The sequence below is a fragment of the Streptococcus mitis genome, from assembly GCF_003942775.1.
In the GTDB taxonomy this organism is placed as follows: Bacteria; Bacillota; Bacilli; order Lactobacillales; family Streptococcaceae; genus Streptococcus; species Streptococcus mitis_CN.
Map to the genome: position 1 here is coordinate 188,359 of NZ_RJNX01000001.1, position 20,840 is coordinate 209,198.

General features: G+C 40.4%; 18 protein-coding genes and 1 other annotated feature. Of the genes, 1 reads left to right on the forward strand and 17 read right to left on the reverse strand.

Features of this window, described 5'->3' with window-relative positions; all coding sequences use genetic code 11:
• Nucleotides 1-110: 110 nt before the first annotated feature.
• From sodA to D8848_RS00980, 3 genes are all read right to left on the reverse strand, one after another.
• Nucleotides 111-716, reverse strand: coding sequence for a superoxide dismutase SodA (gene sodA, locus D8848_RS00970; RefSeq protein ID WP_125442856.1), 606 nt, complete (start codon nucleotides 714-716; stop codon nucleotides 111-113).
• Between the two features lie 173 nt (nucleotides 717-889).
• Complete coding sequence (gene holA / locus D8848_RS00975; protein ID WP_125442857.1) at nucleotides 890-1,927, reverse strand: DNA polymerase III subunit delta; 1,038 nt, start codon at nucleotides 1,925-1,927, stop codon at nucleotides 890-892.
• Between the two features lie 32 nt (nucleotides 1,928-1,959).
• Complete coding sequence (locus tag D8848_RS00980; protein WP_125442858.1) at nucleotides 1,960-2,895, reverse strand: dihydroorotate oxidase; 936 nt, start codon at nucleotides 2,893-2,895, stop codon at nucleotides 1,960-1,962.
• A gap of 228 nt (nucleotides 2,896-3,123) precedes the next feature.
• On the opposite strand from D8848_RS00980, the gene gdhA reads away from it, so the two are divergent.
• Entirely contained in the window at nucleotides 3,124-4,470 is a 1,347-nt protein-coding gene (gene gdhA / locus D8848_RS00985) for an NADP-specific glutamate dehydrogenase (protein ID WP_125443002.1), read from the forward strand.
• A 174-nt stretch (nucleotides 4,471-4,644) separates the two neighbouring features.
• On the opposite strand, the gene rplL is transcribed toward gdhA, so the two are convergent.
• The 14 genes from rplL to D8848_RS01065 form a co-directional block, all read right to left on the reverse strand.
• Entirely contained in the window at nucleotides 4,645-5,013 is a 369-nt protein-coding gene (gene rplL / locus D8848_RS00990) for a 50S ribosomal protein L7/L12 (RefSeq protein WP_001196965.1), read from the reverse strand.
• Between the two features lie 72 nt (nucleotides 5,014-5,085).
• A complete protein-coding gene (gene rplJ / locus D8848_RS00995; protein ID WP_001287277.1) occupies nucleotides 5,086-5,586 on the reverse strand; it encodes a 50S ribosomal protein L10 in 501 nt (166 codons plus the stop codon).
• A 38-nt stretch (nucleotides 5,587-5,624) separates the two neighbouring features.
• Nucleotides 5,625-5,760: a sequence feature (ribosomal protein L10 leader region), on the reverse strand.
• Nucleotides 5,761-5,836: 76 nt separating this feature from the next.
• On the reverse strand, nucleotides 5,837-7,096 hold the full coding sequence (locus D8848_RS01005; protein ID WP_125442859.1) for a TRZ/ATZ family protein: 1,260 nt from the start codon (nucleotides 7,094-7,096) through the stop codon (nucleotides 5,837-5,839).
• Between the two features lie 114 nt (nucleotides 7,097-7,210).
• Complete coding sequence (locus tag D8848_RS01010; RefSeq protein WP_125442860.1) at nucleotides 7,211-8,959, reverse strand: ABC transporter ATP-binding protein; 1,749 nt, start codon at nucleotides 8,957-8,959, stop codon at nucleotides 7,211-7,213.
• A gap of 1 nt (nucleotide 8,960) precedes the next feature.
• On the reverse strand, nucleotides 8,961-10,685 hold the full coding sequence (locus D8848_RS01015; protein ID WP_125442861.1) for an ABC transporter ATP-binding protein: 1,725 nt from the start codon (nucleotides 10,683-10,685) through the stop codon (nucleotides 8,961-8,963).
• Between the two features lie 60 nt (nucleotides 10,686-10,745).
• Nucleotides 10,746-11,684, reverse strand: coding sequence for a peptide-methionine (R)-S-oxide reductase MsrB (gene msrB / locus D8848_RS01020; RefSeq protein ID WP_125442862.1), 939 nt, complete (start codon nucleotides 11,682-11,684; stop codon nucleotides 10,746-10,748).
• Nucleotides 11,685-11,934: 250 nt separating this feature from the next.
• Complete coding sequence (gene thrB / locus D8848_RS01025) at nucleotides 11,935-12,804, reverse strand: homoserine kinase (RefSeq protein ID WP_004259709.1); 870 nt, start codon at nucleotides 12,802-12,804, stop codon at nucleotides 11,935-11,937.
• Nucleotide 12,805: 1 nt separating this feature from the next.
• Nucleotides 12,806-14,092, reverse strand: coding sequence for a homoserine dehydrogenase (locus D8848_RS01030; RefSeq protein WP_125442863.1), 1,287 nt, complete (start codon nucleotides 14,090-14,092; stop codon nucleotides 12,806-12,808).
• 151 nt (nucleotides 14,093-14,243) lie between these two features.
• On the reverse strand, nucleotides 14,244-14,981 hold the full coding sequence (mecA, locus tag D8848_RS01035; RefSeq protein WP_125443003.1) for an adaptor protein MecA: 738 nt from the start codon (nucleotides 14,979-14,981) through the stop codon (nucleotides 14,244-14,246).
• Between the two features lie 316 nt (nucleotides 14,982-15,297).
• Nucleotides 15,298-16,332, reverse strand: a complete 1,035-nt coding sequence (gene tarQ / locus D8848_RS01045; RefSeq protein ID WP_125442864.1) for a teichoic acid biosynthesis protein TarQ — start codon at nucleotides 16,330-16,332, stop codon at nucleotides 15,298-15,300.
• Nucleotides 16,325-17,794 (reverse strand): O-antigen polysaccharide polymerase Wzy family protein, encoded by a 1,470-nt coding sequence (locus D8848_RS01050; protein WP_125442865.1) that lies wholly within the window; start codon nucleotides 17,792-17,794, stop codon nucleotides 16,325-16,327. Before D8848_RS01050 ends, tarQ begins: the two co-directional genes overlap by 8 nt.
• 16 nt (nucleotides 17,795-17,810) lie before the next feature.
• A complete protein-coding gene (locus D8848_RS01055; protein WP_125442866.1) occupies nucleotides 17,811-18,797 on the reverse strand; it encodes a glycosyltransferase family 2 protein in 987 nt (328 codons plus the stop codon).
• Nucleotide 18,798: 1 nt separating this feature from the next.
• On the reverse strand, nucleotides 18,799-19,902 hold the full coding sequence (locus tag D8848_RS01060) for a glycosyltransferase (RefSeq protein WP_125442867.1): 1,104 nt from the start codon (nucleotides 19,900-19,902) through the stop codon (nucleotides 18,799-18,801).
• Nucleotides 19,892-20,737: a LicD family protein gene (locus tag D8848_RS01065; protein WP_125442868.1), complete on the reverse strand. Its 846-nt coding sequence runs from the start codon at nucleotides 20,735-20,737 to the stop codon at nucleotides 19,892-19,894. Before D8848_RS01065 ends, D8848_RS01060 begins: the two co-directional genes overlap by 11 nt.
• Between the last annotated feature and the right edge of the window lie 103 nt (nucleotides 20,738-20,840).

The following is a 20,840-nucleotide window of genomic DNA, read 5'->3' on the forward strand; positions in this document are numbered from 1 at the left end:
TTCTAGCAGTTAGCACGTTTCTCATAAAAATGAAAAAAGTCTGACGATTTTGTCAGACCAAAATAATATAACCTTAAAAAGAGAAGAACAATTCTTCCCTCCAACTATCATTATTTAGCAGCTGCGTACAATTCATCTACTTTGTTCCAGTTGATCACTGAGAAGAAAGCTTTGATGTAGTCAGGACGCACGTTGCGGTATTTTACGTAGTAAGCATGTTCCCAAACGTCCAAGCCCAAGATTGGTTTTTTGCCTTCTGAGATTGGTGTGTCTTGATTTGCTGTTGAAGTCACTTCAAGTTTACCCTCTTTGTTGACAACCAACCATGCCCAGCCAGAACCGAAACGAGTTGTTGCTGCTGCAGTGAAGGCTGCTTGGAAGTCTTCAAATGAACCAAATGTTGCATCGATTGCTGCTGACAGTTCTGCTGATGGAGCTGTTTTTTCAGGAGTCATCAATTCCCAGAAAAGAGCATGGTTCAAGTGTCCGCCACCGTTGTTGATAAGTGCTTGACGGATATCAGCTGGAATAGATTCTACATCAGCAAGCAAGGCTTCAAGATCTTCACCGATTTCAGGGTGTTTTTCAAGAGCTGCATTGGCATTGTTGACATACGTTTGATGGTGTTTGTCATGGTGCAAATGCATTGTTTCCGCATCGATGTATGGTTCCAAAGCGTCGTATGCATATGGAAGTTCTGGTAAGATAATAGCCATCTGTAATACCTCTTTTTCTTTCTATATGAAAATGATAACGCAAACATTCACTTTTTTCAAGTTTTTTGCTTATAGATGAAGAAATCACTGAAATACTGTCCAATAAAACAAGCAAATCAGCAAGAAACCCACGACAAGATAATATTGACGTGGGTTGTAGTTTCAAAAAAATGTCAATTAACCTGACTAGCAATCTGTAAGAGTGCTTTTTCAAAAAGGAAACTCTTTTCATAAAGACCTGTCTTAATCTGATAGTCTGTCTCAATCAAATAAGAAATAGCTTGCTTCAAAAAGCTCAAGGAAAGTCCTCGCGCATCTCTCAGCGCAAACTTGATTTGATAGGGATTGGGATTGCGTCCGAGAAAACTTCCTAGACTACTTGCAATCTGCGATTCTGTTTGCCCAGACTCCGCCAAAATCTTCACCTGAGTAAAAGTCCGAAATTGCCCTAGCATGACTGCAATCAGTTTAATTTCATCTTCACCTTGCAAGGTCAAATCTCTAACCAAATCGCGCGCCTGATCCATCTTTTTAGTCAGAATAAACTGAGTTAAATCAAAAATATTGTCCTGCAAGGTCTTGGGAATTGCGTTAACAATATCCTCTTCCTCGATAACAGAGTCTTCCTTATAGGACTGTAAAAAGAGGAGATTTTTCTGAATTTCACTAAATTGAAAACCCGACTTGACGAGAAGATTTTCAAAAGAATGATTAGCAAACTGCAGACCTTGTTTCTGGCTCCACTTTTGGAAATACTGGCGCAATTCTTGTTCTTTGACTTCTACTGCATCAAAGACCTTGGCATCACGCTTAAGTAATTTAACCAACCGCCTTTTACTATCCAGTTTTCCTTCTGCAAAGATTAGCAACTTGGTTGTTGGTGAAGGATTGTCAAGGTATTCCTCAAACGACTTGAGCTCATCATCTGTTAAAAAGCGTTTCTTGGCTGTTGTAATATCGACAAAATGATCCAATATCACGATTTTCTCATCCGCAAAGAAAGGAAGGCTGACCAACTCCAGTTCCACATCCTTGTAAACTACTTCTTTCATATCAAAGTAGGCAAAGTTGAGGTCGGCAGAATCATAACCAATCTGTTTCAACACTTGACTCTTCATCACTTCAAACTGACCCTGATCTGTCCCTGTAAAAAGGCTCAGGTTCGGTAAATTTGCTAAAGTCAACTTCTGACTCTCTTCAATGGCTAGCATCTTCTCTCCTTTCTTCTGACTTTTTAATTCATTTAATCGATATAGCACAATTTCCCACGGAAATCTTCTAGGCTATCGTACCCTTTTTCCGCCATGATTGCTTTCAGTTCATTGGTAATACGTTCAAAAGCACTGACGCCTTCTTTGTGAAGGGTGGTTCCCACCTGCACCATACTTGCTCCACAGAGGATATGTTCAAAGGCATCACGACCAGTCAACACGCCACCTGTTCCGATGATTTGGATTTGAGGATTTAAACGTTGATAAAAGGCGTGAACATTAGCTAGAGCAGTCGGTTTGATATACTCACCACCAATCCCCCCAAAACCATTTTTAGGACGAATAACGACAGACTCATCTTCTATATAAAGGCCGTTTCCGATAGAGTTGACGCAGTTGACAAACTTAAGAGGATACTTATTGAAAATAACTGCCGTTTGGTCAAAGTGAACAATATCAAAATATGGTGGCAATTTAATTCCAAGAGGTTTGGTGAAGTAGGCAAATACCTCTGCCAAAATCCGGTCTGTTGTCTCAAAATCATAGGCAATCTGAGGTTTACCTGGAACATTTGGACAGGAAAGGTTTAGCTCAGTCAGACCACGAAACTCACTCTCTTGGACTTTTTTCAAGATAGTATGGGTTTCCTCTGGAGACATGCCGACTAGAGATAGGAAGAAAGTTCGGTTTGGCTCTTTTTCCTGTAAATCCAAAAGATAGTCCAAATAATAGTCTAAGCCATTATTCGGTAATCCCATAGAGTTGATAGAACCAAGTGGAACATCTTGATAGCGTGGCTCAGGGTTTCCCTGACGAAAGTCCAAGGTCGCTGTCTTGGTCACAAAAGTTCCTGCCACTGAGTTTTTAACCCCTTCCAGCTCCTCTATCGTCATACAAGCCACACCTGCTGCATTCATCAAACAATTGTCAAACTCAAAACCAGCAATTTGCGTTTTCGTTGATACCATGATTCTGATCCTCCAGATTCCTTTTATTGCTAATATTATACCATATTTTCAGATTTTCTCTTTGAGAAAGATATTTACAAGAAAAAGGTTCGTTTTTTATCTATTTTTAAAAAGTCTCAAAACTAAATTGATAGAATTTTTAGAAAATTTTTGTTTTTTCTCTTTACAGTTAAAAAAAATTCTGCTATAATGACACACATAATTAAATTAGAATTTAAGGAGAACGATATGACATCTGCTAAAGAATATATCCAAAGCGTGTTTGAAACTGTAAAAGCTCGTAACGGGCACGAGGCTGAGTTCCTTCAAGCTGTTGAAGAATTTTTCAACACTTTAGAACCTGTATTTGAAAAACACCCTGAGTATATCGAAGAAAATATCTTGGCACGTATTACTGAGCCAGAGCGCGTGATTTCTTTCCGTGTTCCTTGGGTTGACCGTGATGGAAAAGTTCAAGTAAACCGCGGTTACCGTGTTCAATTCAACTCAGCTGTTGGACCATACAAAGGCGGACTTCGTTTCCACCCAACTGTAAACCAAGGGATTTTGAAATTCCTCGGATTTGAACAAATCTTTAAAAACGTTTTGACTGGACTTCCAATCGGTGGAGGTAAAGGTGGATCAGACTTCGATCCTAAAGGTAAAACAGATGCTGAAGTGATGCGCTTCTGCCAAAGCTTCATGACTGAACTACAAAAATACATCGGCCCATCACTTGACGTACCTGCTGGTGATATCGGTGTTGGTGGACGTGAGATTGGTTACCTTTACGGTCAATACAAACGCCTTAACCAATTTGATGCTGGTGTCTTGACTGGTAAACCTCGTGGATTTGGTGGTAGCTTGATTCGTCCAGAAGCAACTGGTTACGGTTTGGTTTACTATACTGAAGAAATGCTTAAAGCTAACGGTAACAGCTTTGCTGGTAAGAAAGTGGTTATTTCAGGTTCTGGTAACGTTGCTCAATACGCTCTTCAAAAAGCGACTGAACTTGGTGCAACTGTTATCTCTGTATCTGACTCAAATGGTTATGTCATCGATGAAAATGGTATCGACTTCGATCTTTTGGTTGACGTTAAAGAAAAACGTCGCGCTCGTTTGACTGAGTATGCAGCTGAGAAAGCAACCGCTACTTATCATGAAGGTTCTGTATGGACTTACGCTGGAAACTATGATATTGCGCTTCCATGTGCGACTCAAAACGAAATCAACGGTGAAGCAGCTAAACGCTTGGTTGCTCAAGGCGTTATCTGTGTCTCTGAAGGTGCTAACATGCCAAGCGACCTTGATGCCATCAAAGTTTACAAAGAAAATGGTATCTTCTACGGACCTGCCAAAGCTGCCAACGCTGGTGGTGTAGCCGTTTCAGCCCTTGAAATGAGCCAAAACAGTCTTCGCCTTTCATGGACTCGTGAAGAAGTTGACGGACGTCTCAAAGATATCATGACAAACATCTTTAACACAGCTAAAACAACTTCAGAAACATATGGTCTTGATAAAGACTACCTTGCAGGAGCAAACATTGCAGCCTTTGAAAATGTAGCAAACGCTATGATTTCACAAGGTATTGTTTAAGATTCATTTGCTCAATCCTCAATCACTATGATTGGGGATTTTTAGCTTGAATTAAAAAGTTGGAAAATTACTTACTCGCCCCCTTTTTTGCCCCCTGACACATAAAAATAAAAACCGCTACTCCTAAGAATAGCGGTTTAATCATGTTTTTAAGCTACTAATGTAGTTGCTCTATTATTTAAGAGTAACTGAAGCTCCAGCTTCTTCCAATTTAGCTTTGATTTCTTCAGCTTCTGCAGTTGCAACGCCTTCTTTAACAAGTGCTGGTGCACCGTCAACAAGTTCTTTAGCTTCTTTAAGACCAAGACCAGTGATTTCACGTACAACTTTGATAACGCCAACTTTTTTGTCGCCTGCAGATGTCAATTCAACGTCGAATGAATCTTTAGCAGCACCAGCGTCAGCAGCACCAGCTGCAGCAACAGCTACAGGAGCAGCTGCAGTTACACCAAATTCTTCTTCGATAGCTTTTACAAGGTCGTTCAATTCAAGGATTGAAGCTTCTTTAATTTCAGCAATAATGTTTTCAATGTTCAATGCCATTGTTATTTCCTCCAAATATGTTTTAAATTTATAATAGATTTTCGTAGCTAGGCTACGCTGCGTAGCTTAAGATTAAGCTGCGTCTTCTTTGTTGTCTGCAACCGCTTTGACTGCAAGAGCAACGTTGCGCACTGGCGCTTGAAGTACAGAAAGGAGCATAGAAAGAAGTCCTTCGCGGTTTGGAAGAGTTGCAAGTGCAAGAATCTCTTCTTTAGATGCGACAGCGCCTTCGATTGCACCACCTTTGATTTCAAGTGCTTCAGCGTTTTTAGAAAAGTCGTTCAAGATTTTCGCTGGTGCGATAACATCTTCGTTAGAAAATGCTACTGCAGATGGTCCAACAAATACAGATGCAAGATCTTCAAGACCAGCTTTTTCAGCTGCACGACGCAAGATTGAGTTTTTAATAACTTTATACTCAACTTCGCTTCCACGAAGCTCACGACGAAGAACTGTATCTTGCTCAACTGTCAAACCACGAGCGTCTACAACGACGATAGATGCAGCAGCTTTCATTTTCTCAGCTACTACGTCAACTAGTTCCGCTTTTTTAGCAATAATTGCTTCACTCATTAGTGTGTTCACCTCCGTTATTATTTTGCTTGGGTAAATTTTTCAAAAGAAAAACGCGCCCAAACCTAGACACGAAAGTACAATACGCTTCTTTTTACATGATACGTTTTGTCCTCGGTAGGATATTTATGAGTCAAGCTCCCCTACTGTCTTAGGCAGTTTTTTCAAACCGTATATAAGTATAGCATAGTCAAAAAAAGAATGCAAGATTTTTGCAAACTTTTTTTAAGATTTTTTCGTGATTTTTCTTTTAAAGTTCTACTGTTAGGACCTGACCTTGCTTAACAACCTGTTCTCCTGCAATATAGACATCATCAACATCACTGGACTTGACAGCATAAACCAGATGGGAAAGCATATTTTCTTGAGGTTGGAGATGAATTTTCCCTTGTGGTTGGATGACCAGAAAATCTGCTTGCTTGCCGACTTCCAAACTTCCTATCTGTTCGTCCATTCCAAGAACCTTAGCACCTTCTATCGTTAGAGCTTTGAGAGCTGTTTCGATAGGGAATTGGCTGGCATCCCCACTTTTCATCTTCTGAAGAAGGGCTGCAGTTCGACCTTCCTCAAACATGTCTAAATTATTATTAGAAGCGACCGAGTCAGTCGCAATTCCTACTGCTATTCCTGCTTTTTGCAGTTGGATGATGGGAGCAATCCCTGATGCCAATTTGAGGTTACTGATAGGATTGTGGGCAATAGCCACTTGAGAAGTTGCCAAGCGTTCAATTTCTCTCTCGTTTAATTCGATCCCGTGAGCAAAGACAGACGGATGATCTAAGTAACCCAGTTCTTCAAGAAAGGCGAGGGGGCGTTTGCCGTATCGTTTCAGGATAATTCCTGACTCCTCCTTGGTCTCCGCCACGTGGATATGGATTGGAATAGCAAGCTCTTTTGCCATATCTAAGCTTTCTGCCAGCAAGTCTCTATCACAGCTGTAGGGAGAATGTGGGGCTACCATCACCTTGAAATTTGGATTTTTATATCCAATAATTTCTTCAATGATTGCTCGAGTTCTGCTTATCGTCTCAGCAGTTGTTTCTGTCTCCGAAGAAAAGAGGGTTGGTGAGAAATAACAACGCATCTTGGAAGTTTTCACTGTCTGATAAATCCGCTCAATATCCACACCATTGGGATTATACATATCGTTGAAGGTTGTTGTTCCCGACTGGAGCATCTCTGTCAGAGCCTGCTTGACTGCCTTTGTGGTCATCTCTGGTGTAAAGTCTGCTTCTGCTGGCCAGATATAGTCATTAAGCCATTCATGGAGATTGCTATCATCTCGAATTCCTCTCAATCCTGTCATAGCAGAATGGGTGTGACAATTGACCAAACCAGGCATAATCCAGGCCCCCTGATAGTCTATAATCTGCTCAGCTTGCTCTAAAATCTCTGAATTCTCTTGACCGACATAGACGATTTGAGAATCCTTAACTGCTAAGATTCCATTCAGATAAACATGGAAATCTTGATCACAAGTCACGATATTTACATGCTGAAAGACTTTCATTCTAGGCTCCTTTTCTAAAAGACAATTTACAGTGAATAATTTTTCTAGATATTGTAACAAAAAAGTAACCCGAAGGCAACTTTTTTCGTTCATAAGATTTTAAAATAGGAAGGCTTATTCTGAGCTAAAAGCTGCAGCTTGCTGCATTTGGTAATACTTGCCCTTTCTAGTCATGAGATCCTGATGATTGCCATGCTCCACGATGTCACCATTCACCAAGACAAGAATCAAATCTGCATCCTGTATGATAGGCAAGCGGTGGGCAATAATAAAGCTTGTTCGCCCTTTCATGAGTTTGGCAAAGGCATCCTGTACCAGCACTTCTGTCCGCGTATCAATGGAGGACGTCGCCTCGTCTAAGATAAGAATCTTGGGAATAGCTAGAAAAACTCGGGCTATGGTCAAGAGCTGAGCCTGACCGACAGAAAGAGATTCTCCAGCATTTTCCAACTTGGTATCGTAACCCTGTGGCAACTGTTGGATGAAAAAGTCTGCATTGGCTGCTTTGGCAGCAGTAATCACCTGCTCCCGACTGCCTTCAGGATTTCCAAAGGCAATATTGTCATGAATGGTTCCTTGCTTGAGCCAGGTTTCTTGGAGCACCATACCAAACTGCTGGCGTAAAGAGTCACGACTATAGTCATAAATGGATTTCCCATCCAGCAAGATATCTCCCGAGTTAATGGGATAAAAACGCATGAGGAGATTGATAAGGGTTGATTTTCCAGCACCTGTCGGACCAACAATAGCCACCTTGCTACCAGCTGGAATATCAATAGATAAATCCTTAATCAAAATCTTTTCAGGATGGTAACCAAAAGAGACATGTTTAAAGGAAATAGCTCCTTTAACTTGGTCACTGGTCAAGACTTCCTTACCAGTTTCAGCCAGCTCAGTGCTATCTAAGACAGCATAGACACGCTCTGCGCAAGCAAGAGCACTTTGCAACTCAGCTAGCACTGAGGAAATATCGTTAAAGGGCTTAGTGAACTGTTGGACATAATTCAAAAAAGTCACTAAACGCCCGATAGTCAAGGTAGAGCCTATCATGATACGATAAGCTCCCACTCCAGCTAGAAGCGCATAAATGAGCGCATTTACAAAGCGAGTCGAAGGATTAACTGTTGAAGAATAAAAGATAGCTGACTGAGAATAACCTGCATAATTGGCATTAGCCTCGTGCATCCTTTGGATAAACTCTTCCTGAGCATTAAAGGACTGGATAATGGTCTGCTGGTTCAACGATTCTTCAATTAATTGTGTCTGAATCCCCCTCGTCTCTGTTTGCTTCTGGAAGAGATGATAGGATCTCTTGGCAATAAAACGTGAAATTACCATAGACAGTGGCGTCAACAGCAAGACTAAGAGAGTCATGAGGAGATGAATCTGAAGCATGGCTAGAATACTAACAAAAATCATCAAGACACCAATGAAAAATTGGTTAAAAATCATGGTCAAGGCAGCTGCCAACTGTTCGATGTCCGTGGTTACACGACTGACCATTTCTCCACTTCCTTGTCGATCCACAAAGGCAATCGGTAAACGATGGAGCTTATGGATGATTCGCTCTCGCAAGTCTCTGGTATAAGAAAAGATTAGGCGATTATAGAGGAGAGGATTGACCCACTGCACAAGGGTATTTCCTATGACCACCAAGATCATTTGGAGAAAAATCTGCCAAAAAACTGATGAAGAACCAGCCACCATGGCTTGGTCAATGACCTGCCCAATCAAGATAGGAAGATAAATTGATAAGGCAACCTGGGAAATAGTTCCTAGAAAGGCTAGGAAAAGGAGGAAGGGATGGCTTGCTAAATCTTTTGCCAAACGTTTGAGCGTCTGGTTTGCAGTTTGTCGTCTCATACTAGTCCTCCTTACCATGTTGGGATGCATTGATTTCGCGATAAACTTGACTGGATTTCATCAAGTCCTCGTGCTTGCCGATAGCTAGGAGCTCTCCTTTTTCTAAGAGGAGAATCTGGTCAGCCATCTGTAAAGTCGAGGTTCGTTGAGAGATCAAGATTAAACTGGTATTTGGCAGATTTTCTCGGATAGCTTTCAAGAGCTTGGACTCGGTAATAGTGTCCAGTGCCGAGGTTGCATCATCTAGGATGAGAAATGGAGCCTGACGCAAGACTGCGCGAGCGATGGACAAGCGTTGTCTTTGACCGCCCGAGAAATTTCGACCTCCTGCCTCAACTAGGGCATCCAAGAGTCCTTCCTTTTCACTGACAAAATCCTTAGCTTGAGCAATCTCCAAGGCCTGCCAGAGTTCTTGGTCAGTCACTTCTTGATTTAAGCCAAAAGTCAAGTTGGAACGAATAGTCCCCTTAAAGAGTTCGACCTTTTGAGGAACATAGGCAATCCAAGACCGCCACTGCTCAAGATTACGAGGGCTACGTCCATCTCGATAAAGGTCAATGCTCCCCTTGTCTGCTGGATAAAGGCCAAGGATGAGTTGCACCAAACTTGATTTACCAGAACCCGTTCCCCCAATGATACCAAGGATTTGACCTTGCTTCATATCAAAGGAAATGTCTCTCAGAGAAGGCTTGGCCGCATCAGGATAGCTAAAGGTCAGTTCTTGGACTTGCAAAACCTGATTTCTAGTAGCTTGCTTTTGTTCTAATTCTGAATGAATATCTTCTGGAACCTCAGCAAAGACTTCCTCGATTCGCTTGGCAGAGATATAGGACTGGTTGAGAGAATTGATCAGCATGGCTAGCTTGACCAATTCCACCAAGATCTGTAGTAGATAATTAATAAGGGCAATGAGAGCACCTTGACTGAGTAAACCTCCCTGAATTGAAACATATCCCTGCCAGATAATAACGAGGAGAGTTCCATTGACAATCAGATAGGTCAGGGGTGTTAATAAACTGGACCAGAAACCTGTCTTTTCTTGTAATCTAGCATAGACTTGGTTAAGGGTTTGAAAAATATGTAACTCTCGTTTTTCTTGACCAAAAGCACGAATAACGCGCATACCTTGTATTTGCTGACGCGTTTCTTGAACCAGTTGGTCCGTTTTCTTTCTGAGACTACTGTAGAGAGGATTGACCAGTCGAGAGAACCCTACAATAACAATGGTCAAAATGACAACCATGACCAAGAACCAGAAAGTCAGCTCAGCTGAAATGCGATAGGCCATAAAAATGGCTCCAAAAACGATAATAGGTGCTCGCAAAAAGAGGCGCAAGAATTGATTGATCCCAGTCTGAATCTGGTAGGTATCCGAAGTCAAGCGAGTCACCAAACTAGAAGTTGTCAAACGGTCTCTACTGTCCTTAGGTAAAGACAAAATATGACGATAAAGATCATCTGTCAGTCCTTTGGCAAATCCAACCGCAGCCTTAGCTGAGTAGAACTGGGCTATTAAGGCCACTACAACACCAATTACTGCAAAGATAAGAAGCAAACCAATCTGCATCCAGAGATGACCTTGATTTTTTTGGGGCAATGATTGGTCAACAATCCCAGCAATCACCATGGGAACCAAGAGCTCAAAAACAGCTTCTAACAACTTGAACAAAGGTGCTAAAATCGATTCTCTGATGTAGGGTTTAAAGTAAGATAATAGGTGTTTCATAGATCCCTTCTATTCATTTTCTAGAAATGAAGAAAGTGGGAAGCACCCACCCTCTCTGATTTATTTGTTTAAGTAAGGTAGTAGATAGCCATACCCTGCTTCTTCCATCTCATCCTTGGCCACAAAGCGCAAGGAAGCAGAATTGATACAGTAACGGAGGCCACCAAACTCACGCGGTCCATCTGTGAAAACATGACCCAAGTGAGCATTTCCTGACCGAGAACGAACCTCGATTCGCTCCATTCCATGACTCAGGTCCTTGTAATAATGAATCAATTCCTTGGAAATCGGACGGCTAAAACTTGGCCAACCACAACCTGAGGTAAACTTATCCTTGGCAAAAAAGAGTGGCTCACCAGTCGTGATATCTACATAAATTCCTTCTTCAAAGGTTTGGTCATAGGCATTGGTAAATGGAGCCTCTGTAGCAGCTTCTTGGGTGACACGATAGGACTCTTCAGTTAAGCTTTCCTTTAACACTTCTTGACTAGGCTTTTCATAGTTAGAGGCATCAATCAATGGCTTATCAGCATCGGTCACATCGATATGACAGTAACCTGAAGGATTCTTCTTAAGATAGTCTTGGTGGTAATCTTCAGCTAGAATGTAATGACGTAGTTTCTCCACTTCCACTGCAATCTTTCGCCCAAGCATGCGCTCCTGCTCCTGCACCACTGTGAAGATAGCTGGCAAGTCTGCTTCATCTTGGTAATAAATCCCAGTTCGATATTGGCGACCACGGTCATTCCCTTGTTGATTGATTGACAAGGGGTCGATGACACGGAAATAATAAAGTAAAATCTCTCTAAGTGCTACTTCCTTCTCATCATAAATTACTTGAACCGTTTCTGCATGGTCTGTTTCCTTGAGCAGCTGGTAATTGGTCGTTTCGACTTTTCCATTAGCGTAGCCAACACTGGTTGCTAGCACTCCAGAAATGCGTGAAAAATATTCCTCTAGACCCCAAAAACAACCACCTACTAGATAAATTTCTGCCATCTTTATTTCTCCTTTATCAAGTTTTTAACTAATACTCTTCGAAAATCTCTTCAAACCACGTCAGCGTCGCCTTACCGTAGGTATGGTTACTGACTTCGTCAGTTCTATCCACAACCTCAAAACAGTGTTTTGAGCAGCCTGTGGCTAGCTTCCTAGTTTACACTTTGATTTTCATTGAGTATAAACTTCTTTTCAAAAAAAGGATAGGAAGCCCTCTGGTCGAGAGTTTCCCCATCCTATCTTCTATTCTTTATTTTGCTTCGACACGGACACCTTGAGTATCAACCTTCAAGTCATGAAGCTTTCCTTTGAAGGGTTGCTTTTCCAATTCTGCCTTAATCGTTGGCATCTTGTCATGAGAAGCCAAGACCATAACTGTCGGCCCAGCACCAGAGAGGTAGGTTGCATAGGCACCATTTTCTTTGGCTACTTGCTTAATCGTCGCAAATTCTCTCACCAAGTCCTGACGATAGCGCTCGTGGAAGAGGTCTCCCTCGATTGCTTGCCCAGCAGTCGCCATGTCTCCTGCCAACAAGGCCGCAACCGCCACATTGGCGATAGAACTAGCTGCAACAGCTTCCTTATAGGACAATTTCTTAGGTAAGACGCCACGGCTGTCTCGAGTACGCAATTCATAGTTTGGAATATAGGCTAGGAAATCACACTCTGGGAAGTCTGCTACGATAGCAGAGACTTGCCCTTCAACGGAACTTGCAATAACGAGATTACCATAAATAGCTGGAGCCACATTGTCAGGATGCCCTTCAATCTTGGTCGCCAACTGCAATTTTTCATGATCCGACAAGTTTAGCTGACCCAGTTGGTTGGCTAGTTCAATCCCAGCAACGATAACCGAGCTAGAAGAACCCAAACCACGCGCCAAGGGAACATCACTGGTCATTTTCAAGCGTCTTGGTTGCAAGTCTGGTACAATTTGCAAAGCGATTTTGAGCAAGAGATTGCGCTCGTCATGTGGAATCCATTTGCCAATCTGGTGTTCAATCAGCCACTCATCTCGTTCTTCACATACCTCAATTTGAAGATACTTGGTTACAGCTACACCGACCGAGTCAAAACCTGGCCCAATATTGGCACTGGTTGCAGGTACAATAATTTTCATCTTATTCTCCTAGCACCTTGAAGGTATTCAAGAGGTAAAATTCTGAAACCTTCTTCAATTCAGCTGAGACATTTTCAAGCTGGGCTTTATTAATCTTGTGTGTGATGATCACGACACGCGCCTTGTCCCCCTCTTTGCCATCTTGGAGAATTTGCTTGAAGGAAATATCTTGAGCATTGAAGATTTCAGCCAATTTCAAGACCTGACCTTTTGAGTCTGGAGCCAAGATTGAGAAGTAGTAATTAGCTTTGACATCCTCAGGATTTGCCAAGACCAAGTCACGGCTATATTCGTTGAAGTCTTTGCCAATGGTTCCATCATTCAGGCGACGAACGATACGGACAATATCCGCCACAACACTTGTTGCAGTTGGTTTTTGACCAGCACCTGGTCCGTAGTACATAGACTCACCGATACCGATAGATTCTACAAAGACAGCGTTCATTACCCCATTTACACTGGCAAGTGGATGCGCTTTAGGAAGGAAGGTTGGAGTCACTTCTGCAGCAATTCCTGAAGAAGTTTCCTCGATAGAACCAACCAATTTCACTACATAACCCAAGTCTTGGGCTACAGCTACGTCTTCTGGTGTGATGTTACGAATTCCCTTGTGAGCTACATCATCAAAGGCAACCTTCATGCCAAAGGCAAATTGGCTCAAAATCACCATCTTGTAGGCTGCATCAATCCCATCTACGTCATTTGTCGGGTCGCTTTCTGCAAATCCTAGACGTTGCGCTTCCGCAAGAGCATCATCGTAAGACCAGCCTTCTTCCACCATCTTGGTCATCATGAAGTTAGAAGTTCCGTTGACTACTCCAAGCACGCGCGTGATTTTATCAGAAGCCAAGGAATTTGCCAAGGTACGAAGAATTGGAATCCCACCAGCTACTGCTGCTTCGTAGTAAAGTGCTACCTTGTTAGCTTTAGCGATTTCTAACAATTCTGCACCATGGACAGCCAAAAGGTCCTTGTTAGCAGTAACAACGTGTTTTCCAGCTTCCAAGGCACGAGTGATAAAGGTTTTAGCAGGTTCGATACGCCCCATCAATTCCACTACGATCGTAATGTCTTGATCTGACAAAATGTCATCCACATTGGTTACAAAGTTAAAGTTATTCCCTGCTGCAAGCAAGCGATTTTTCTCATCTTCATCCTTGACCAATACCTTAGCAACTTCAATCTCTGAATGTGCTGATTGATTGATTTTTTCTCCATTTTCCTTTAGGAGGAAAGGCACACCACTTGCAACGGTACCAAATCCTAGTAAAGCAATTTTAACTGTCATGTTTGTCTCCTCGAAATTTTCTAATATAGCCATTATAACAGAATTTTGTGAAAATTCCTATTATAGTAAATCACTATTTCAGTCTAGAAAAGAAAAAACGAATCTGATGATTCGCTCTTCTTAAAATCTAGAAATAGCTTTCCAGAAAGGATTATACAATCTTTTGTAGATTGAGCACAGCATCATGATTCATCAATACTTGGCCATACTCTTGCAAGACTGAACGACTGATGTCACTATCATCCGCAAACTCGCGCATACGGGCCAAAAGCCAAGCTGGATATGGACTTGGATGATTTTCAATATCCACTAAAATGGTCAAATAATAGCGCTCATTCATCTTGTAGAGTTCAGAAGTTTCCATCTCAAAAGTCACTGTCTTAGCAAAAGACACCAAGTCAGCCAACTTAGCAAAAGAAAGGATGTAGTAGATGTAAGGTTCTTTCTTGCTTTCAACTTCTTGTTCAGCCTGCTCCTGCTCTTCTTCCTTGGCTTCGACTTGCTCTAGAGATTGAATCGCTTCAATATCGTCCTTGGTTTTGTCCGCGATGCTTTTTTCCAAGGTTTTGATAAATTCATCTGGCGACATCTGAGCCAATTCTTCCATGTCTGGCAAATCCGATAAGTCTTCAAAATCTAGATTTTGGTCAATTTTTGATTTGGTTACAAAGACATCTACCTTATCAGGTTTTGGAGTCACACGGAAGCTCAACATACCTGTATCTAGAAAGCTCTCAGGCATCTCTAACTCATCCAAGATAGCATAAAAGAACTCTTCTGTTTTTTCTTGAGGGACGAGAAAGTCAGCAATCTCCATTCCTCGATCCATCAAATCCTCTAAAGACATCGTGATTTTTAAAGTTGTATCACTGATTTGTTTCATTTTCATTGCTAGTAACCTCATACTTTCAGTTCTATCTATTATACTAGATTTTTACGATTTTATCAAAAGAAGGCTCCTCTGTCGGGATAGATTTTCCATAGGGTAACTTCTGTAGAAGACTCTAATACTCTTCGAAAATCTCTTCAAACCACGTCAGCTTTATCTGCAACCTCAAAGCGGTGCTTTGAGCAGCCTACGGCTAGCTTCCTAGTTTGCTTTTTGATTTTCATTGAGTATAAAAGAAAATTTCTGCAGACAAATAGAAAAAGCCTTCAAAATCAAACTTCTTGTCCGACTTTGAAGACCTAATACATCAGAAAGCTTATAGTTTAAAGCTTGCTACACCGAGGATAGAACGATTTAAGTTTCTGAGAATTTGAAGACTTTGCTCAAATTTCTTATAACGAGTCACTCCGTACTCTTCAACAAGAAGGACTGTATCTCTTTCCAAAAGCGATGGCACATCTTGTAAATCGACAAAATGCATTCCTTTTAAAGACTCTTGATTTTGTTTCAATTTATCTAGGATAGCTTTGTTTGAGCTAACGATTGTTAATTCTTGCCCAGCATTTTTGTATGACAAGACATCTGCTAGGTTAGCAATTGTTGTAATCTCTGTTACAAAATCAATTTGATACTGAGAAAAATCACCTGCTCTATTGATTGTTGGATTAAAGAGATAAACCAATACATTTCCCATCACAACCAAAATCACACAGACTACTCCAATAACAGCTAAACGGAGAATCAAATTCTTCACATTCAATCCAAGCGCTGTCTCACCATTTGCATTCAATTCTTTAGAGTTGATGGTTTCCAATTTTTCAATTTTTACATTTGCATAAGTGTGTTTAAATTTCTCAATCAATCCATCAATTTTTCGCTCCAACAAGTCATTAGCATCTTTACTTGGTGTCAAAATTTTCACACCAACCCCTGCATCGTCAATCATATAGTAGACAGTCAGTTTTTTCCACCAATAATCATTCGTAGAATTTTTCAAGGTTGTTTCTGTCGTATCTAATTCACTGGCAATTTTTTTCAGTTCACTCGGTTCTACATCATTGAAAAGATAAGCTCCATTCAAATTCCCATCAATCAATTTACCATAGAAATCACTATAACCACCAATTTGGTGATTCAAAATCGTTTTGGATGAATCTTCTGGAGGAGTAATTTTATAGCTAAGATAAGTTGAATAACTTGTTGTGTCTTTGACAGTGTTTTTATTCTTAACTGCTTTAATTGTAAATGGTACAGCAATGAGAGCAAATAAAGCGATGAGAGCTAGAATATTTGCTTTTCGTTTTTTATAAAGATTTGCAAACAAATCAGCTACTGAATAATGTTCAAACATGATTTTTTTCTCCTTTGTTTAGTAGATACTGGTTCTCTTTTGTAAGCATTTTCGCTACGAATAGAATCACAAGAACAATTCCCCAGAATTGCATTGTAAATAAATTGAAGAAACTTTCTGAAAAGCTACTTCTTGGCATAAAGAATAGATTATTCAAGATGAGTAGGGACAAGGCAAATAGAATTGTTCTTGAGCGGTAGGCTACTTGCAACATGGCTATAAATAGCATACCGAGTAAGAGACTAAGTAGAAAGACTCCTATCATACCATAGTCTGTATACAACTCCATAATATAACTACTTCCGATACCATGTCCTTTCAAATATTCCTTATTCAAAACAAGATAGGATAGATTGTGGGCATAACTATTACTATCGATAGCTAGCTCTACACTATTGGTTGTATGCTCAAAGGCTTTTCCTCCGAAAATGGCCCCCAAACTCCCCCTTGCAAAATAATCAAGAACAGGACCAAAAGTAAAATTACGGAAATCTCGGTAAGGGAGGCTACTGTTAAATAGAAAACCTCGAGCCAAAACACCAAAACTGGTTCCTTGTTTATAGATAAAGTCAAGCAGGATATCCCAGAAACCTGTATGGGAAACTTGGACATTATCCCGTACATAATTGAGCACTCCCATCGCTAACATGAGAATAGGAGAACCTACAAAAATCGCTAACTTCTCTTTAAACCCAATCCATTTTCCCTTTTCTGTTTGCTCCCGCATAAAGTAATAAACGAAAGCAAATAAAATACTTAAAATAAAGGGATTGCGTGTCCCGATTGCTAAATGAATAGTATTAGCTGCAATAAAGGAGACAAGCACTGCTGTTGCCTGCCATTTCTTTGGCTTAGTTGCCAAATACATACACATTGCATAGACCGTAAATGTTGATAAGATATAGGTAAAATAAGGCAGTTTACTTTCAAAGTTTGCATAGTAGGTATAGTAGGAAGTCTGCAAGCGATACAGGAGTCGTTCAAATAAGCGAATAAAATAGAAAGGATAGGTTAGAAGAAAAACTCCTAGCGATACAAAGCGCAACCGCTTGATGTAAACCTCTTTTAGAGAACTTTCTATCTTCGATACTTGTATTTTCTTTCTAGCTATAAAATAGCGAGCTAGGAGCCCCCCTGTGGTCAATCCCAATATCGAAACCATGACAACTATAAAGGCAAAACGATAGGCTATGGGATGATAGGTATCCAAAGCGCCATCTCTAAAATAATCAATGGTCGGCCTTGATACCAGAAATACAAAAATAGTTAAAAAGAAAATAAAATGGATTAAGTAATACTTGATATCATTCCAACAAGCAATTAAGCTACTAACCAGTAAGAACAATAAAGTAGAAAGCAAGCTAACATTGTTATTATTAAACAGATATACAATTCCACTTACTAGCGTCAAGGCATAACTGACTATGGTCAAACTAAATAATAATCGTTTTCCATCAATCACTTGCTCACCCCCCGTTCTAATGTAATTTTTTAGATTTTTCAATATTTTTTAGTAATAAGAATCGGTATAAGGAAATATTTATGAATAGAGCCAAAGCACTAATTCTTCTCCCCTTGCGGAAAATTGGATTCCTAGCAATAGTAAAGGCATGGCCTTTTAAAAAACGATGAATCTGAGAATAGGCTTCAAATTGTTTATACTGATCATCTAGTAACATCTTATCCAGAATAAAGAAGTGGGCATAGGCCAATCTGAAAAAAGCAACCTCTTTCAAGTCAGGATAGTTTTTCACAACTTCATTGTAAAACTTTTGGTAGATATCAATATAAGCTAAATCCTTCTCTGCATAGGGTTTAGTCGTAATACTATCCCCTCTATGGAAATAGTAATAATAGGGTTTGGTATTAACAACGTACTTCTTAGCCAACTTGATTAAATCAAAATGATAATAAGCATCTTCATAAATCAATCCCTTTGGAAAGGATAGGGCAGTTGCAATCTCTCTCTTGACTAGCTTATTGCAGATCGTTCCAGGTATTTTTTCACCTATGAGGTATTCCCTCAGAAATGTTTGGGAATCACAGACAAAATAGTCATCCTGATTGGCTGACTGTGGACTTTCATCATTAGCATAGACATTCATAACACCACAGCTCGAAACATCCGCATTTTCTTGAATTAATTGCTCATATAAGCTCTGAATCATTTCTGGATGGATATAATCATCTGAGTCAATAAAAATCAGATAATCTCCGTGAGCCTGTTTCATTCCATCGTTTCGTGCTTGCGACAAACCTTCATTCTTTTTATGAAGCACTGACACCCTATCATCTAGTTCAGCGATTGAATCACACAAGCGACCACTTTCATCCGTTGCTCCATCATCAACAAGAATGATTTCCAGATTCTGATAGGTCTGCTTCTGAATGGAAGCTATCGATTTTTCTAGGTACTGCGCCACATTATAGACTGGCACAATCACACTGATTAATGCAGTTTCCATGCTACTCCTCTAATAGTTTTTCTACTTGTTCGATTTGTTTGGCAATTGTAAATTGTTGAATAAATTGGCTAGCCTCATTGACATCGAAGTTTGAGGCAGAAGTCATGTAGTTCGTAATTGCCTGAGCTGCTTCTTGATTGCTCTCAATGATTTGTCCAAATCGTCCTTCTTGGGATAATTCCTCAGCCCCTCCGACATCCGTAGAGACAAAAGGAAGTCCCAGACTCAAGGCCTCAACATACACTCCAGGAAAACCTTCTTGTTTAGACATAGACAAGAGAACTTTCATCTGAGACAAATACTGGTATGGATTTTTTTGATAACCAAGGAAATGTACATAGTCTTCAAGCTCATATTCTTTGACGCGTTTTTTCAGTTCCTCTTCCATATCCCCAGCACCGATAAAATAGAGATGATAGTTTTTTCCCTCTTGGTGTAATAATCGTATCACTTCCACCACACGGTCAGAACCCTTATTTTCCTCAATCCGTCCGATAGTACAGATACTTTGAGGCGCAATCTCGATATCGATCTTCTCTTGAGATTTTTCTAAAATAGTCTTAAAATCATATCCATTGTAGACCGTCTGTAATTTCGAAGCATAGTCTGGATAGACTTCCTTGATAGAATTGCTGGTTTTATTCGAAATTCCTACAATGGTATCCGCAGCATCCAACTGGCGTCTATGTGATTCTCTTTTGTAGCTATCTTTAAGAAATTCTTCGATACTTCCATGAATCCAAGAGATTTTATTGACTTCTTTTCTTTTAGAGAATAAAAGTGGAGGATTCATAATGGTAAAGGAAACTTCAACATCATAGTCATCTTTCACCAGTAAGCGACGTGTCAGTCTTGGAAAATAAATTCTCATTCTCCACAAAAGAGCTCGTAACCATCTGGCTTGGCGGTAATCCTGAAGAGATTTTAAAATGCATACATGTTTAGGAACAGATTCGTATCCCTTGTCAAAGTGCTCCATTTCAAGAATATCAATATCATACTTTTCTGGATTCAGATTTGAAACAATGGTAGATAGAATCTTCTCTGCTCCACCCCCGAGAGAAAAAGACCACATAAAAAATAATATTTTTTTCTTAGCCACCATATTCTCCCTTGTATTCTGTATAAGACTTATCCATATCAGCGATAACAGCATCATGATGTGGTAACTGCTTGTCTGCTGGTGGAGGTGTCATGTAGTCTCCAAAAGCAGTGCTGAGATAGGAATCATAGCCAACTGGAATAGGCATCTCTGTTCCTTCAAATGGCAAGAAAAGATTGTCTTCAAAAGATGCGATTGGGTACTTGTTTCGCATATAGCCAGGACCTGAGCATAATTCAGTGATTCCATCGCTCTCAGCTAGACTGTATTTGGTCATTTTTTTCTCAGCCTTTTTCCAAATGTGATAACGGAGAGATTTTGGCGTCACGCCCAGTAAAATACGGCTTCCCCATTTCATAAGTGCACCATGCTTTTCTGGAATAGTTTGGGCACAAAAGAGTGAATAAATCAAGGCCCAACGAACCTGTTTTTTCCGCTCAGCTGGATTTTTCGGATAATAATCCAAAGGTAACACATCTAAGGCCAGACCATGTGGCAAATCCAAATCCTGCTGATAAGGCTTAATACAAGTCGTTTCCTTGTCACGAATGGTAATAAAAAGATTGCGGTCGACAAAATCCTTATTACTCTTTGACAAGAAATAACGCTCATCTGCATAACGAGGCCATAATTCTGCTAATTTTTCATAGTCCTTACGGGGCATAAAAAAGTCTAGGTCGTCGTCCCAAGGAATAAACCCCTTGTTTCGAAGGGCACCAATAGCACCTCCTCCACAGAGATAACAGAGCAAATCATATTCTTTACAAAAGGCCACAAAATATTCAGCCATCTCCAGACTTCGATCCTGAATTGCTTTTAAATCAGTCATATTGTTCATTATTCTTTCTATCGTATCGTTTCATTATACCACAAATAAGGGGTGAAAATCTATTGCAGACTGTAAAAAATCAAAGCCTGATTGCTGGATAAATAGCCTTCAA

Coding starts and splice junctions, on each gene's coding strand:
- D8848_RS01005 (WP_125442859.1), bottom strand. CDS start 7,096: ATGAAAGTCTTTCAGCATGTAAATATCGTGACTTGTGATCAAGATTTC.
- rplJ (WP_001287277.1), bottom strand. CDS start 5,586: ATGAGTGAAGCAATTATTGCTAAAAAAGCGGAACTAGTTGACGTAGTA.
- D8848_RS01065 (WP_125442868.1), bottom strand. CDS start 20,737: ATGAACAATATGACTGATTTAAAAGCAATTCAGGATCGAAGTCTGGAG.
- holA (WP_125442857.1), bottom strand. CDS start 1,927: ATGCTAGCCATTGAAGAGAGTCAGAAGTTGACTTTAGCAAATTTACCG.
- gdhA (WP_125443002.1), top strand. CDS start 3,124: ATGACATCTGCTAAAGAATATATCCAAAGCGTGTTTGAAACTGTAAAA.
- tarQ (WP_125442864.1), bottom strand. CDS start 16,332: ATGTTTGAACATTATTCAGTAGCTGATTTGTTTGCAAATCTTTATAAA.
- msrB (WP_125442862.1), bottom strand. CDS start 11,684: ATGGCAGAAATTTATCTAGTAGGTGGTTGTTTTTGGGGTCTAGAGGAA.
- D8848_RS01060 (WP_125442867.1), bottom strand. CDS start 19,902: ATGGTGGCTAAGAAAAAAATATTATTTTTTATGTGGTCTTTTTCTCTC.
- D8848_RS01055 (WP_125442866.1), bottom strand. CDS start 18,797: ATGGAAACTGCATTAATCAGTGTGATTGTGCCAGTCTATAATGTGGCG.
- thrB (WP_004259709.1), bottom strand. CDS start 12,804: ATGAAAATTATTGTACCTGCAACCAGTGCCAATATTGGGCCAGGTTTT.
- mecA (WP_125443003.1), bottom strand. CDS start 14,981: ATGAAAATGAAACAAATCAGTGATACAACTTTAAAAATCACGATGTCT.
- D8848_RS01010 (WP_125442860.1), bottom strand. CDS start 8,959: ATGAGACGACAAACTGCAAACCAGACGCTCAAACGTTTGGCAAAAGAT.
- D8848_RS00980 (WP_125442858.1), bottom strand. CDS start 2,895: ATGGTATCAACGAAAACGCAAATTGCTGGTTTTGAGTTTGACAATTGT.
- D8848_RS01030 (WP_125442863.1), bottom strand. CDS start 14,092: ATGACAGTTAAAATTGCTTTACTAGGATTTGGTACCGTTGCAAGTGGT.
- rplL (WP_001196965.1), bottom strand. CDS start 5,013: ATGGCATTGAACATTGAAAACATTATTGCTGAAATTAAAGAAGCTTCA.
- sodA (WP_125442856.1), bottom strand. CDS start 716: ATGGCTATTATCTTACCAGAACTTCCATATGCATACGACGCTTTGGAA.
- D8848_RS01015 (WP_125442861.1), bottom strand. CDS start 10,685: ATGAAACACCTATTATCTTACTTTAAACCCTACATCAGAGAATCGATT.